This is a genomic window from Ancylobacter sp. 3268 (assembly GCF_031456575.1).
Taxonomy (GTDB): domain Bacteria; phylum Pseudomonadota; class Alphaproteobacteria; order Rhizobiales; family Xanthobacteraceae; genus Ancylobacter.
This window is the reverse complement of record NZ_JAVDUX010000005.1, coordinates 191947-205789: the sequence shown is the minus strand read 5'-3', so window position 1 is coordinate 205789 and position 13843 is coordinate 191947. Positions and strand designations below refer to the sequence as shown.

Here is a 13843-nt window from a genome sequence, read left to right as displayed (position 1 = left end):
CCATGAAGCTTTCCGAGCGCATCAAGCCGATCTCCTACCTGAAAGCCAACGCCGCCGAGGTGATCCAGAAGCTCGGCGAGCACCAGCAGCCCTTCATCATCACCGTGAATGGCGAGGCGAAAGCGGTGCTGCAGGACATCGACAGCTATGAGGAGATGCAGGAGAGCATCGCCATGCTGAAGGCGCTCCTCGCCACCGGGGAGCGGGTCAAGCAAGGCGATGTCCAGGCCATCGACGAGGCCTTCACCGAGATCCGCAGCCGCGTGAAGCCGGCCTGACCGATGAAGCGGCGCGTTTTGATCGCCGGCGACGCGCGCGAGGACATGCTGGCTCTCTACGCCTATATCACGGCGAACGACTCGGCTTTGCGGGCGGAACTGGTGCTGGGCCGATTGCAGGAGGCTTGTCATTCGCTGGCCGAGCAATCGTTCCGCGGCAATGTCCCGGTCGAATTGCAGCCTCTGGGCGTCAAGGACTTCCGGGAAATCCATGTAGGCCTCTACCGGATCGTCTATCGGGTCGAGGAGGCCGGCGTGGTTGTTTATGGCGTCGCCGACGGCCGCCGCGACATGCAGGGCTTTCTCGCCCGCCGCCTCGCGCGCTGAGGCTTCGCCCCTCACTTCCCTCGCGACAGCAGGAACACCGCCTGCTCGCCGAGCAGGTTCCACACCGACCAGGGCAGGTTGAACCGCACCTTCTGGCCATAGCCGTTCAGCGCGGTGGCGCTCTCGATGCGGGCGCCGACTTCCTCCACCAGCGCCACGAAGTCGCGAATGGTGCAGAAATGGATGTTCGGCGTGTCGTACCAGCTATAGGGCAGGTTCTCGGTCGAGGGCATGCGGCCGTTGAGCAGCAGGTCGAGCCGCATCCGCCAGAAGCCGAAATTCGGGATCGACACCACCACCCGCCGCCCGACGCGCAGCATCTGCTCCAGCACCCATTTCGGCCGGCGCGTCGCCTGCAGCGTCTGCGACAGGATCACATAGTCGAAACTGTCGTCGGGATAGTCGGCGAGGTCGATGTCGGCGTCGCCCTGGATGATGGCAAGGCCGCGCGCCACCCCGGCATTCACCCCGGCGCGGGAGATTTCGATGCCGCGGGCATCGCAGCCGCGGGTGGTGGCGAGCAGCTCCAGCAGCTCGCCGTCGCCGGAGCCGACATCGAGCACCCGCGAGCCCGGCTCGACGAGATCGGCGATGATCAGCAGGTCGACGCGCTTGCCGGAGGCGGCGCGGGCCGCCTCCTTCATCGTCAGGTCCTGGATGACAAGGTCGCGCGGGCTCATCACGCCACCCCCACCGCGCGGGCGGCGCTGTCGAGGAAGCCGCGGGTGATGGCGGTGAGCTCCGGCTCGTCGAGCAGGAAGGCGTCATGCCCCTTGTCGCTCTCGATCTCGGCGAAGGACACCGAGGCGCCGGCGGCGTTCAGCGCATGCACCACCGCCCGCGAATCGGCGGTGGGGAACAGCCAGTCCGAGGTGAAGGACACCAGGCAGAACCGGGTCCTGGTGTCCTTGAAGGCGTTGGCGAGCACGCCGCCATAATCCGCCGCGAGGTCGAAATAATCCATGGCGCGGGTGACATAGAGATAGGAATTGGCGTCGAAGCGGTCGACGAAGGCCTCGCCCTGGTGGCGCAGATAGCTCTCCACCTGGAAATCCGCGTCGAAGGAGAAGGTGCGCCCGTCGCGGTCCTGCAGCCGCCGGCCGAATTTCCGGTGCAGCGAGGAATCCGACATATAGGTGATGTGCGCGGCCATGCGTGCCACGGCGAGGCCGCTGCGCGGGCTGGTGCCCTCCAGAAGATAGCGCCCGCCGCGCCAGTCGGGATCGGCCATCACCGCCTGCCGGCCGACCTCGTGGAAGGCGATGTTCTGCGCCGAATGCCGGGCGGCGGCGGCCATCGGCATGGCGGCGAACACCCGGTCGGGGTAGCTCGCCGCCCATTGCAGCACCTGCATGCCGCCCATGGAGCCGCCCACCACCGCCAGCAGCTTGTCGATGCCGAGATGGTCGATCAGCATCGCCTGCGCCCGCACCATGTCGCGGATGGTCACCACCGGCAGGTCGAGCCCGTAGGGAAAGCCGGTCTTCGGGTTGATCGAGGACGGGCCGGTGGTGCCGAGGCAGCCGCCGAGCACGTTGGAGGCGATGACGAAGAAGCGGTTGGTGTCGATCGGCTTGCCCGGCCCGATCAGCGTCTCCCACCAGCCGGTCTTGCCGGTGACGGGGTGGACATTGGCGGCATGCTGGTCGCCGGAGAGGGCGTGGCAGATCAGGATGGCGTTGGATTTTTCCGCGTTCAGCTTGCCATAGGTCTGGTAGGCGATCTGGAACGGGCTGAGCGTGACGCCGGCGTCGAGGGTCAGCGGCTTGTCGGCGCCGAAATGCACCAGTTCGGATTGCGGGAAATCCGCCTGCGCGCGGGCGAGCGCCTCATAGGCGCGGCTCGGCCCCACCGGGCGGGCGTCGGCGGGCGCCGGCTCGCCGAGGGGCCGGCCGCTCGCCGGGGTGGTGGATTGGCCGTGTGTCTGCGGTCCCTGGGCCTGCGGTCCCTGGGCGGAGCCGGCCGTCTCGCCCATTGTCGGGCGCGCCGCCGGCCGCAGGACGTGCACATTGTCGCTGTCGGACATTTTCAACCGTCTTACCGGACGAAGGGTTCGGAATAACGGACGATCCGATGATCCCACAGCCACCTCTTGTCAATAGCAGCGTGGGCCGGATTCGCGGCGCTTCCGCGGCGGCGATGCAGATTTTGGTTTGCGCCGCGCCCGCGCGGGTCTAGGAGAACGGGCGATGACCGCGCCCGACGATATATCCGTGAAGAGCCTGTCTGCCGCCGTTCCCGCCGCCGTGGACCCCGCCGCGGCGCTGGCCGGGCTGCGCTCCGAGATCGACCGCATCGATGCCGCCATGCACGCGCTTTTGATCGAGCGTGGCGAGATCATCGACCGGCTGGTCGAGGTGAAGCGGTCCCGTGCCACCGAGGGCGGCTCCGCCTTCCGCCCGGCCCGCGAGGCCGCGATGATGCGGATGATCGCCGACAGGCATCGCGGCATTCTCCCGCTCGACACCGTCGAGGGCATCTGGCGCGTCATCATCTCCACCTTCACCTATGTGCAGGCGCCTTATGCCGTGCATGCCGACCTCGCCTCCGGCGAAGCCGCGATGCGCGACACTTCGCGCTTCCATTTCGGCTTCACCGTGCCCTTCGTCGCCCATATGGGTGCCGGCGCGGTGGTGAGTGCGGTCGCCGGCTCGAAGGGCGATCTCGGGCTGGTTCCCGCCTTCGCCCCGCCTGGCACCGGGCCATGGTGGACGGCGCTCGAGGGCGAGAACACGCCGAAGATCATCGCTCGGCTGCCTTTCGTCGAACGGGCCGATCATCCCGCCGGCCTGCCGGCCTTCTGCATCGCCCATCCGGTGACCGATGGCGCGGTGACCGAGGTCGAGATGTGGAGCGTGCGGGTCGCCGGCTGGAATGCCGGCGCGGCGCGGGCACTCGCCCCGCTGGCCGATACGCTGGCGGTACCGGATCGCGGCCTCGACGGCGCGGCGCTGCTCATCTCGCTGCCGCTGGCGGGGCCGGAGACGGGAGAGCGGGCGGGCGAGGCGACGCCCGACGTCGGGCTCGATACCGTGCTCGGCGCGCTCAGGGCCTGCGGCGCCTCAGTGCGCTCCGCCGCCCTCGTCGGCTCGCATGCCCGCCGCTATACCCATGTGCCCATGGGAGCCGGTCGGTGATCACGCTGCGCGCCGCAACTCCCTCTCCCCGTGGGGGAGAGGGGTGGGGTGAGGGGGCTCGGCGGCTCCCAATGTCATCTCCCCTCGCCGGCCCGCGGAGCCTGTCCTCGGGTTCGCCGAAGGCGAGACCCGCGGCGGGCCACCTCTCCCCAATGGGGAGAGGTGAAGTGTCCGCCGCGCTCCAAGATATCGACCGTTAGGCAAAGCCAATTCCGTTCCCGTCCGCTGCCGGAGTTCCATCATGTCGACCACGCCCGTTTCCGATCGTCCCGTCCCGCGTCCGGGCGTGCTGGCGATCGAGGCCTATGTGCCCGGCAAGGCGCAGGCGGGCGGCGGCGTTAAGGTCTACAAGCTCTCGGCCAATGAGAACCCGCTCGGCGCCAGCGCCAGGGCGCGCGAGGCGTTCCACGCCGCCGACGCGCTGGAATTCTATCCGGACGGCTCCTCGACCCGGCTGCGCGAGGCCATCGGCGCGGCCTATGGGCTGGATCCCGCTCGGCTGGTCTGCGGCACCGGCTCGGACGAACTGATCACCCTCATCGCCGCCGCCTATGCCGGTCCGGGCGACGAGGTGATCTATTCGCAATATGGCTTCCTGGTGTACCGCATCGCCACGCTGGCGGCCGGCGCCACCCCGGTGATCGCCGCCGAGCGCGACCTCACCACCGATGTCGACGCCCTGTTGGCGGCGGTGACGGCGAAGACCCGCATCGTCTTCCTCGCCAATCCCAACAATCCGACCGGCACCTATCTGCCGTTCGACGAGGTGCGCCGGCTGCAGCGCGGACTGCCGCCGCATGTGCTGCTGGTGCTGGACGCCGCCTATGCCGAATATGTCCGCCGCAATGACTACGAGTCCGGCATCGAGCTGGTGGCGACCACCCGCAACGTCGCCATGCTCCGCACCTTCTCCAAGATCCACGGCCTGGCGGCGCTGCGCGTCGGCTGGCTCTACGGCCCGGCCGAGGTGGTGGACGCGGTGAACCGCATCCGCGGCGCCTTCAACGTCAACGCCGCCGCCATCGCCGCCGCCACCGCCGCCATCAACGACACCGCCCATGTCGAGGCCGCCGTCGCCCATAATGACCGGTGGCTGGCCTGGATGGCGGCCGAACTGACGGCGCTCGGCCTGGTGGTGACGCCGAGCGTCGCCAATTTCGTGCTGGTGCATTTCCCCGACGCCAACGGCAAGCGCGCGCCGGATGCCGATGCCTTCCTCTCCGCGCGGGGCCTGATCCTGCGGCGGATGGATGCCTATGGCCTGCCCGGCGCGCTGCGCCTCACCATCGGCACCGAGGAGGCCAACCGCCTGCTGGTCGCCGTGCTGGCCGAGTTCCTCGGCAAGGAGCCGAAGGGGGAAGCCGGCCATGGTGCTTGATCCGCCGCTTCCCCGGCCGATGATCGGCCGGCTAGTCGTCATCGGCCTCGGCCTGATCGGCTCCTCGATCCTGCGGGCGGCCGATGCCCGCCGGCTCGCCGAGGTCAGCGTCGCCTATGATGCGGCGCCGGAGGTGCGGGCCCGCGTCGCCGAGCTCGGCATCGCCGACGAGGTGGCGGCGACGCCCGCCGAGGCGGTGAAGGACGCCGATCTCGTCATCCTCTGCGTGCCGGTCGGCGCCATGGGCGCGGTGGCGCAGGCCATCGGCCCGCATGTGAAGCCCGGCGCCATCGTCTCCGATGTCGGCTCGGTGAAGGGCGCGGTGCTGAACGCCCTGCGCACGCATCTGCCGTCGGGCGTGCATGTCGTGCCGGCCCACCCGGTGGCGGGCACCGAATATTCCGGCCCGGATGCCGGCTTCGCCACGCTGTTCAAGAATCGCTGGTGCATCGTCACCCCGCCCGAGGACGCGGATGCGGGGGCGGTGCAGGCGGTCACGGCGCTGTGGACGGCGCTAGGCGCCAATGTCGAGACCATGACCGCCGAGCACCATGACCTGGTGCTGGCCATCACCTCGCATGTGCCGCACCTGATCGCCTACAACATCGTCGGCACGGCGGCGGATCTGGAAAAGGTCACCTCCTCCGAGGTGATCAAATACTCGGCCGGCGGTTTCCGCGACTTCACCCGCATCGCCGCCTCCGATCCCACCATGTGGCGCGACGTGTTCCTCAACAACCGCGAGGCGGTGATCGAGGTGCTCGGCCGCTTCACCGAGGACCTGATCGCCTTGCAGCGGGCGATCCGCTGGGAGCAGGGGGAGACCCTGTTCGACCTGTTCACCCGCACCCGCGCCATCCGCCGCTCGATCATCGAGATCGGCCAGGAGACGGCAGCGCCGGACTTCGGCCGCGAGCGGGGCTAGATCCGAACGGGATCGTCCGGGCACGAGACCACCCTCTGCCCGTCGGGGAGAGGGTGGAACCAGCGGGATGCCTCACCCCTCCGCCTTGGCATAGACCCGCAGCCGGTGGCCGTCGGGATCGAGCGCGACGAAGCTGCGGCCGAAATCGAGGTCGGTCGGCGGCAGGGCGATGGGAATGCCCATCTTCGCCCAGCGCTCATAGGTGGCGTCGACGGCGGCGGCGTCCGCCACCTTGAAGCCGATCTCGTTGCCGCCGGAGCGCAGATGCGGCGTCGGTTTCACCCCGTCGCGCCGCCACAGCCCGAGCCCTAGGCCGGGCGACAGCGCGAACAGCGCGAAGCCGGCATCCGCCTCGACCGGCGGGCGCTCCAGCACCTCGCCATAGAAGCGGGCGCTCGCGCGGGGATCGTTCACGTAGAGAAACAGGTTGCTGGCGTCGATCATGATCGCCCCCAATTCGGCCATGTGGTGAAGGCGGGCAGCCTACGATCCCATGCTGCCAATTTCCGTCAGCATCATGTTTCCGTCAGCATCATGCGGCGTCGTGCGGCTCCTCGGCAAAGCGGGCCGGGGCGGTGCCAGCCTCGCCCTGGCTCTCGCCCTCACGCGGCTGCGCGTGCTTCCACTGCTTCCACCGCGTCACCAGCTCGGCGCGGCGGATGGGGTAGCGCGCCTCCAGCATGTCGGCGGTGGCGATGCGGTCGGTGCGGAAGCTGCGGAAGTCGCCGCGCAGCTCGCACCAGCCGATCAGCAGCCGCACCTGGTCGAAAAAGGCCAGCGCGAACGGCCAGACCACCCGCTCGCTCGCCGCGGCATTGGCGTCGCAATAGCTCAGCAGCAGCTTGCGCTCGGTGCGGATCGCCTTGCGCAGCAGCGCCGGGTCGATGGCATCGGCGGGGATCGGCGCTCCCGGCGCGATGAACAGCGACGTGCCTTCCATCTCCTCGCGCAGATCGGGCGGCAGCACCGCGCCAATGCGGGCCAGCGCGCTGAGCGCCGCCTCGGCCAGCCGCCCGTCGGCGCGCCCGGCCACCCAGCGCGAGCCCAGCACCAGCGCCTCGATCTCTTCCGGGGTGAACATCAAAGGCGGCAGCAGGAAGCCGGGCCGCAGCACATAGCCGACGCCCGGCTCGCCCTCGATGGTCGCGCCCTGCGCCTGCAGGCTGGCGATGTCGCGATAGAGCGTGCGCAGGCTGACCCCGATCTCCTGCGCGAGCGCCCGCCCGCTCACCGGGCGACGGTGGCGGCGCAGCACCTGCAACAGATCGAACAGGCGTTCGGAACGGGACATGCCGCATTATAGCCGCAGCCCTGCTGACGGATAGCGGCAGCAGCGTGGGTGATTCACTGCGCGCGGGGCAGTGCCGCTCCGCCTTGCGCCGGTGCGCACCCGGCCCCACTTCCGCCGAACGGAGACGACCATGCCGCACCCCCTCAGAGCCGCCCTTCTCGCGCTCGGCCTCTCGCTTGCCGGTGCGGGCGCCGCCTCGGCTGCCCAGCCGGTGGCCGCCGATCCGCTGGTCGGCCGCGTCTGGGTGGAGACCAGGCCGGCATCCGATCTGCCCGGCACCATGCTGGTGTTCCTGCCCGACGGCACGCTGCTGATGGATTCGTGCTGGGAGACCTATGCGCTGCGCAAATGGAGCCGCACGGCGCCGGACGCGATCGCCTGGGACGAGGATGGCGCCACCATCACCGCCAGGGTGGCGTCGGTATCGCCGACGCAGTTGACGCTGAAGGTCAAGGCGGGCAAGGACGTTGTCGAGCATCGCTATGCGGTGGCGAAGGTGCCCTATGTCTGCCCGGACATGAAGCGCTAGGACGAGGCGAGCTGGGATCGATGACCACCGGATCGCCGCGAGGCAGCGGAAGGCCCAGTGGCCGGCGCGCTTTGCGATCCGGGCGAACAGTGAGGCATCAGGTGCAGACACATCTCCGCAAGGGCTTCTTCATTGCCGCGATGGCGCTGCTGGTGATTGCGGTGGCCGGCAGCATGGTCATCGCCGTCACCTTCAGCCGCATTGCGCCCCCCGCCGGCACACCGCCCGCCACGCAAAGCGAGTGAGGCCCCACTGGCCGCGCCTTCTTCAACTTTCCTCTCCCCGTGGGGGAGAGGTGGCCCGCGTAGCGGGTCGGTGAGGGGGGACAACATTGGGAGGCGGGGAAGACCCCTCACCCCAGCCCTCTCCTCGGCGGGGAGAGGGAGGCTCCCGGATTAGGGACGCCCTCGGCCATTCCGCCGCCGCAGCGGAGCGACCCAAACGAAAATGCCCGGCTCATCGCCGGGCATTCGCATCTGTCAGCCGGATTCGCACCCGGTGTCCGGGAGCGCCCCTCAGCTTCCCGTCGTCGGCATGACGAACTGGGCGCCGGCGCGGATGCCGGTCGGCCAGCGGGCGGTGGTGGTCTTCATCTTGGTGTAGAAGCCGACGCCTTCCATGCCGTAGACGTTGCGGTCGCCGAACACCGAGCGCTTCCAGCCGCCGAAGGAGTGAAACGCGACCGGCACCGGGATCGGCACGTTGATGCCGATCATGCCGGCCTTGGCATCGCGGTCGAAGGCGCGGGCGGCGTCGCCATCGCGGGTGAAGATGGCGGCTCCATTGCCATATTCGTGGTCGTTCACCAGCCGGAGCGCGTCCTCATAGTCCGGCACCCGCACCACCGAGAGCACCGGGCCGAAGATCTCTTCCTTGTAGATCTTCATCTCCGGGGTCACCTCGTCGAACAGGCAGCCGCCGAGGAAATAGCCGTCCTCATAGCCCTGCAGCTTGAGGCCGCGGCCGTCCACCACCAGCTTGGCGCCGGCGGCGACGCCGTCGTCGACATAGCCACGCACCTTTGCGAGGTGCTCCCTGGTCACCAGCGGGCCCATCTCGCTGTCCGCGTCCATGCCGGGGCCGACCTTCAGCGCCTGCACCTTCGGCACCAGCTTCTCCATCAGCGCGTCGCCGACGCCACCGACCGCCACCGCGACGGAGACCGCCATGCAGCGCTCGCCGGCCGAGCCGTAGCCGGCGCCCATCAGCGCGTCGACGGTCTTGTCGAGGTCGGCGTCGGGCATCACCACCAGGTGGTTTTTGGCGCCGCACAGCGCCTGGGCGCGCTTACCGTGGGCGCAGGCGGTCTTGTAGACATATTCGCCGATGGCGGTGGAGCCGACGAAGCTCACCGCGGCGACATCGGGATGCGTCAGCAGCGAGTCGACGGCTTCCTTGTCGCCCTGCACCACGTTGAACACGCCCTTGGGCAGGCCGGCCTCGGCCAGCAGCTCGGCCAGCATCAGCGAGGGGGTCGGGTCCTTTTCGGAGGGCTTCAGCACGAAGCAATTGCCGCAGGCCAGCGCCACCGGGAACATCCACATCGGCACCATGACCGGGAAGTTGAACGGGGTGATGCCGGCGACGACGCCGACCGGGTGGCGGGCCGAGAACACGTCGACGCCGCGCGCCACCTGCTCGGTAAAGTCGCCGCGCAGCAGATGCGGGATGCCGCAGGCGAATTCCACCACCTCGATGCCGCGGGTGACTTCGCCCTTGGCGTCCTCGAAGGTCTTGCCGTGTTCGAGGGTGATCGCTTCCGCCAGCTTGTCGATGTCGCGATCGAGCAGGTTCTTGAACTTGAACATGATGCGGGCGCGGGTCAGCGTCGGCGTGTCGGCCCAGGCCGGGAAGGCGGCCTTGGCGGCGGCCACCGCCTCGCCCACCGTGGCGGCGGAGGCCAGCAATACCTCGCCCGACTGCGCGCCGGTCGCCGGGTTGAACACCGAGGATGTGCGTCCCGCCGTGTTCACCTGCTTGCCGTCGATATAGTGCCCGATCACCGCCATGGATGCCTCCTCTGGTGCCTTGTTCCGGCGCCGTTGTGCTTGCGAAATCGGATCAACTCAACGACGATGTTTTCGCATCCGTTGTGCAGGATTTCCATAAGCTGGGTTGCGGCCATGGATTGGGACCATCTGCGCGTCTTCCTCGCGGTGGCGCGGGCCGGCCAGATGCTGGCGGCGGCCCGCCAGCTCGGGCTCGACCACGCCACTGTCGGCCGTCGTATCGGCGCGCTGGAGACCGGGCTGGGGGCGAAGCTCATCGCGCGCCGCACCACCGGCAGCGCCCTCACCCCCGCCGGCGAGCGGCTGCTCGAACATGCCGAGAAGATCGAGACCGAGCTGTTGCAGGCGCAGTCGGCGCTGGGCAACGCCAATCTCGCGCTCTCCGGCACGGTGCGCATCGGCGCGCCGGACGGGTTCGGCGTCTATTTCCTCGCCCCCCGGCTGGGGGAGCTGGCGGAGCGCTATCCCGGGCTCACCATCCAGCTCGCCCCGCTGCCGCGGAGCTTCTCGCTGCCCAAGCGCGAGGTCGACATCGCGGTGACCCTCCAGCGCCCGCATGAGGGACGGCTGGTCGCCCGCAAGCTGACCGACTACAGCCTCGGCATCTACGCCGCATCGGACTATCTGGAGCGGACTGGCCCGATCGGCCACCTCACCGCACTCACCGGACGCACCTTGGTGACCTATGTCGAGGACCTGCTCTACTCGCCGGCGCTCGATTATTTCGAGACGTTCCGCGCCATCGAGGCGCGGCGGATCGAATGCGCCAGCGTGGTCGGGCAGATGGAGGCGGTGCGGGCCGGGGCGGGGGTCGGCATCCTGCACGACTACGCGGCGCAGCGGCACTCCGAGCTCGTCAAGCTGTTGCCGGAGCACAGCTTTCGCCGTTCCTACTGGCTGGTCGCCCATGCCGACGTGCATGAGCTGCGTCGCATTCGCGAGGTGGAGAGCTTCATCGTCGAGGCGGTACGCGCCGCCCGCGCCGGCTTCGTCGCCGAACCCGTCAGCTGAAGCGATATTCGGTGACCTGACGGTACAGCTCACCCGGCCCGAGCCAGGGGGAGGGGAAGCCCGGATGGTTCACCGCGTCGGGGAAATTCTGCGCCTCAAGGCAGATTCCGGCGTGTTTACCGTGAGTTAGGCCGTCGAGGCCTTTGTCGGTCTCCGCCAGCATGGAGGCGTCGTAGAGCTGCAATCCCGGTTCGGTGGTCCACACCTCCAGCGTACGGCCGCTCCGCGGGCTTGCCACGCGGGCAGCGAAGCGCAGCTCGCCAAGTGATTGATCGAGCACGAAATTAATGTCGTAGGTGATGCCCGCATCGCCGAGGCGGCGGGGGCTGCGCAGATCGTAGCCAGTGCCCTCGACGGCAGCGATCTCGCCGGTCGGCACCTTCAGCGCATCGAGCGGCGTGTAGCGGCTGGCGGCGATCTCCACCACGAGTTCATGCGAGGAGCGGCGGGGGTCGAGGGTGAAATAGGAGTGGTGTGCCAGGTTCACCGGCGTGGTCGCGTCGCTGCGCGCCTCCATCTCCACGCGGAGCGTACCGGGCGAGATAAGCCTATAAGTGCATGAAAGATCTAGGTTTCCCGGATAGCTCTCTTCACCGTCCGGCGCGGTGCGCGCGAAGGTGACGGTGTCCTCGTCGACCGCCGCGATCGTCCACGGCCGGTGCGAGAAGCCGCGCGTGCCGCCATGCAGATGCGTGACGCCGCGCTCGTTGCGGGCGAGTTCGTAGCTCCGGCCGTCCACGGTAAAGCGCCCGCCGCCGATGCGATTGGCGACCCGGCCGCAGGTGGCGCCGAGATAGGAGGGGTTGGCGAGATAGCGCTGGAGTTCGGTAAAGCCGAGCACGCCGGGATGCAGCGAGCCGTCCGGCCCCGGCACCCGCAAGTCGCGCAGCGTCGCTCCCCAGCTCAGCACCCGCGCCCTGGCGCCGGAGGCGGCGGTGAGGGCGACCTCGTATAGTTCCTCGCCATCGGTGCTGCCGATGCGGGTGACGTTGTCGGGAAGCGTCATCGCTCTGAGCTCTCCTGCGCGCGAGTTCTGATCAGGAAGGCGACCAGGGAATCGGCGGCGCCTAGAATATGCTCGCGGGTGAGCCGCATCGCTATCTCGGAATCGCCGGCGATGCAGGCGTCGAGAATGCCCTGATGCTCGCGCCGCGCCCGTGCCATGCCATCGGTCAGCACCAGCTGGGCGCGCAGATAGCGGTCGACGCGGTCGAGCGCGGTCGAGATGGTCTGCAGATAATAGGGCCGCCCGGCCGGCTCGTAGAGGCTGTAATGGAAGCGCCGGTTGAGGTCGCCCCAGCGCGAGGATTCCGGCTCGGTGGCGAAGGCGTGGGCGAATTCCTTGGCGCGCTCAAGTGCTTCCGGCGACAGGCGTTCAATGGAATGGCGCAGGATCTCCGGCTCCAGCAGGGCGCGGAACTCGAACACCTCGCGGATCTCCGCGATCGACAACGTGGTCACCACCGCGCCGCGATAGCGCTGGGTGGAGACCAGTCCCTGTTCCTCGAGCCGGGTCAGCGCCTCGCGCACCGGGATGCGGCTGATGTTGAACATGCGGGCGATGTGGTCCTGGCGCAGCACCTGGCCTTCGGAAATGTCACCCTTGGCGATCGCCTCGCGCAGCGCATCGAAGATCACGTCGGCGGGCGATGGCATCTGCGCGATGTCGGTTGCCTTTACTTTCACCAGTTGCCGTCTCCCGCGCATCCGCCATTCGCTCTACCTGCTGCCGCATGAACCCGCAATCCGCGCCGGCCGCCGCCGTTCCTCGCTCTGCCCAATAATGCCGCAGCGTGGTAATGAAAAGGATATTGCATCTTGGATCCAAAAATTGGAAGCTCTTGCTGTTGGCGAGGGAGGTCGATTTCCGGATCGCGCGTGTCCGCGTCCCGTGGAATCTCTCCGACCGAGCCGCATATTTTCACGGGGAAGACCCGCGCGATCGGGCCATCGGCCCGATGATCGGCCTGCCGCGATAGCCGGAAGCCGCGCCTTCCTCGAATCCGTCCTTTGAATCTCACGTCCGACAGGAGTTTCACCGCCATGTGGTCTGGCATCCTCCCCGCCGTCACCGCCAAGTTCACCCCGAACGACACGCTCGACATCAAGGAGATGGAGCGCTGTTTCGCCTACCAGATTTCGGCCGGTGTCGACGGCCTGATCGTCAACGGCTCGCTTGGCGAGGGCCCGATGCTCTCGCATGACGAGCGGCTCGACGTGCTGCATGTGGCCAAGAGCGTCGCCGGTGGGCGGCCGGTGCTGATGACCATCGCCGACGCCGCCACCCGCGACTGCGCCAGCCTCGCCGAGCGCGCCGCCAAGGCCGGCGCCACCGGGCTGATGATCGTGCCGAGCCTCGTCTACCACACCAATCCGAAGGAAACGGTGGCCACCCTCTCCACCATCGCCGAGGCGGCCGACCTGCCGGTGATGATCTATTCCAACCGCGTCGCCTACCGGGTCGACGTGACGCTGGAGATCATGGACGAACTTGCCGCCGACAAGCGCTTCGTGGCGATTAAAGAATCTTCCGACGACATTCGCCGCACCACCGAGATCATCAATCGCTTCGGCGACCGCTACGACGTGTTCACCGGCGTCGACAACCTCGCCTTCGAGGCGCTCACCGCCGGCGCGGTAGGCTGGGTGGCCGGCTTGGTCGTGGCCTTCCCGGAGGAGACGGTCGCCATCTACCGGCTGATCAAGGCGAAGCGCTATGACGAGGCGCTGGCGCTCTATCGCTGGTTCCGCCCGCTGCTCGATCTCGATGTCTCGACCTACCTCGTCCAGAACCTGAAGCTGGTCGAGGCGCTGGTGACGGGCACCACCGAGACGGTGCGCGCGCCGCGCCTGCCGCTGGAGGGCGCCCGCCGCGCCGAGGTGGAAAAGCTAGTCGCCGAGGCGCTTGCCAACCGCCCGCTGCTCGCCAAGGCGGCGTGAGGCGGGACAAGCCGAGCG

General features: G+C 68.5%; 16 protein-coding genes. 9 read left to right on the top strand and 7 right to left on the bottom strand.

What is annotated here, in order from left to right; translation table 11 throughout:
* The first annotated feature begins 2 nt into the window (after positions 1 to 2).
* Positions 3 to 278 (top strand): type II toxin-antitoxin system Phd/YefM family antitoxin, encoded by a 276-nt coding sequence (locus J2X65_RS09100; protein WP_310200444.1) that lies wholly within the window; start codon positions 3 to 5, stop codon positions 276 to 278.
* A gap of 18 nt (positions 279 to 296) precedes the next feature.
* Positions 297 to 605 carry a type II toxin-antitoxin system RelE/ParE family toxin gene (locus J2X65_RS09095; protein ID WP_310200442.1) on the top strand — a complete coding sequence of 103 codons (309 nt, stop codon included), beginning with the start codon at positions 297 to 299 and terminating at the stop codon, positions 603 to 605.
* 11 nt (positions 606 to 616) lie between these two features.
* Here the strand turns inward: J2X65_RS09095 and metW are convergent, their stop codons facing one another.
* Complete coding sequence (gene metW / locus J2X65_RS09090; protein ID WP_310200440.1) at positions 617 to 1285, bottom strand: methionine biosynthesis protein MetW; 669 nt, start codon at positions 1283 to 1285, stop codon at positions 617 to 619.
* Positions 1285 to 2631 (bottom strand): homoserine O-acetyltransferase, encoded by a 1347-nt coding sequence (locus J2X65_RS09085; RefSeq protein WP_310200438.1) that lies wholly within the window; start codon positions 2629 to 2631, stop codon positions 1285 to 1287. Before J2X65_RS09085 ends, metW begins: the two co-directional genes overlap by 1 nt.
* A gap of 163 nt (positions 2632 to 2794) precedes the next feature.
* On the opposite strand from J2X65_RS09085, the gene J2X65_RS09080 reads away from it, so the two are divergent.
* The 3 genes from J2X65_RS09080 (at position 2795) to J2X65_RS09070 (ending at position 6045) form a co-directional block, all read left to right on the top strand.
* Positions 2795 to 3742, top strand: a complete 948-nt coding sequence (locus tag J2X65_RS09080) for a chorismate mutase (RefSeq protein ID WP_310200436.1) — start codon at positions 2795 to 2797, stop codon at positions 3740 to 3742.
* Between the two features lie 241 nt (positions 3743 to 3983).
* Positions 3984 to 5120: a histidinol-phosphate transaminase gene (locus J2X65_RS09075; RefSeq protein ID WP_310200434.1), complete on the top strand. Its 1137-nt coding sequence runs from the start codon at positions 3984 to 3986 to the stop codon at positions 5118 to 5120.
* Entirely contained in the window at positions 5110 to 6045 is a 936-nt protein-coding gene (locus J2X65_RS09070; RefSeq protein ID WP_310200432.1) for a prephenate/arogenate dehydrogenase family protein, read from the top strand. Before J2X65_RS09075 ends, J2X65_RS09070 begins: the two co-directional genes overlap by 11 nt.
* A gap of 72 nt (positions 6046 to 6117) precedes the next feature.
* On the opposite strand, the gene J2X65_RS09065 is transcribed toward J2X65_RS09070, so the two are convergent.
* Together J2X65_RS09065 and J2X65_RS09060 are read right to left on the bottom strand one after the other, a co-directional pair.
* Entirely contained in the window at positions 6118 to 6489 is a 372-nt protein-coding gene (locus J2X65_RS09065) for a VOC family protein (RefSeq protein ID WP_310200430.1), read from the bottom strand.
* Between the two features lie 88 nt (positions 6490 to 6577).
* The gene (locus tag J2X65_RS09060; RefSeq protein WP_310200428.1) at positions 6578 to 7336 is read right to left on the bottom strand and encodes a YafY family protein; all 759 of its coding nucleotides are present in this window, start codon (positions 7334 to 7336) and stop codon (positions 6578 to 6580) included.
* A 130-nt stretch (positions 7337 to 7466) separates the two neighbouring features.
* On the opposite strand from J2X65_RS09060, the gene J2X65_RS09055 reads away from it, so the two are divergent.
* Both J2X65_RS09055 and J2X65_RS09050 read left to right on the top strand, forming a co-directional pair.
* Positions 7467 to 7865: a hypothetical protein gene (locus J2X65_RS09055; RefSeq protein ID WP_310200427.1), complete on the top strand. Its 399-nt coding sequence runs from the start codon at positions 7467 to 7469 to the stop codon at positions 7863 to 7865.
* A 101-nt stretch (positions 7866 to 7966) separates the two neighbouring features.
* The gene (locus J2X65_RS09050) at positions 7967 to 8110 is read left to right on the top strand and encodes a hypothetical protein (RefSeq protein WP_310200425.1); all 144 of its coding nucleotides are present in this window, start codon (positions 7967 to 7969) and stop codon (positions 8108 to 8110) included.
* Between the two features lie 270 nt (positions 8111 to 8380).
* Here the strand turns inward: J2X65_RS09050 and J2X65_RS09045 are convergent, their stop codons facing one another.
* Positions 8381 to 9874, bottom strand: coding sequence for a CoA-acylating methylmalonate-semialdehyde dehydrogenase (locus J2X65_RS09045; RefSeq protein ID WP_310200423.1), 1494 nt, complete (start codon positions 9872 to 9874; stop codon positions 8381 to 8383).
* 114 nt (positions 9875 to 9988) lie between these two features.
* Here J2X65_RS09045 and J2X65_RS09040 point away from each other — a divergent pair, with 114 nt between their 5' ends.
* A complete protein-coding gene (locus J2X65_RS09040) occupies positions 9989 to 10885 on the top strand; it encodes a LysR family transcriptional regulator (RefSeq protein ID WP_310200421.1) in 897 nt (298 codons plus the stop codon).
* Here J2X65_RS09040 and J2X65_RS09035 read toward each other — a convergent pair.
* Both J2X65_RS09035 and J2X65_RS09030 read right to left on the bottom strand, forming a co-directional pair.
* Positions 10878 to 11891 (bottom strand): aldose epimerase family protein, encoded by a 1014-nt coding sequence (locus J2X65_RS09035; RefSeq protein ID WP_310200419.1) that lies wholly within the window; start codon positions 11889 to 11891, stop codon positions 10878 to 10880. The two genes, J2X65_RS09040 and J2X65_RS09035, sit on opposite strands and share 8 nt — an antisense overlap.
* Positions 11888 to 12571: a GntR family transcriptional regulator gene (locus J2X65_RS09030; protein WP_310200417.1), complete on the bottom strand. Its 684-nt coding sequence runs from the start codon at positions 12569 to 12571 to the stop codon at positions 11888 to 11890. The genes J2X65_RS09035 and J2X65_RS09030 overlap by 4 nt, the downstream gene beginning before the upstream one ends.
* A 357-nt stretch (positions 12572 to 12928) precedes the next feature.
* Here J2X65_RS09030 and J2X65_RS09025 point away from each other — a divergent pair, with 357 nt between their 5' ends.
* Positions 12929 to 13825, top strand: coding sequence for a dihydrodipicolinate synthase family protein (locus tag J2X65_RS09025; protein WP_310200415.1), 897 nt, complete (start codon positions 12929 to 12931; stop codon positions 13823 to 13825).
* Positions 13826 to 13843: the final 18 nt, after the last annotated feature.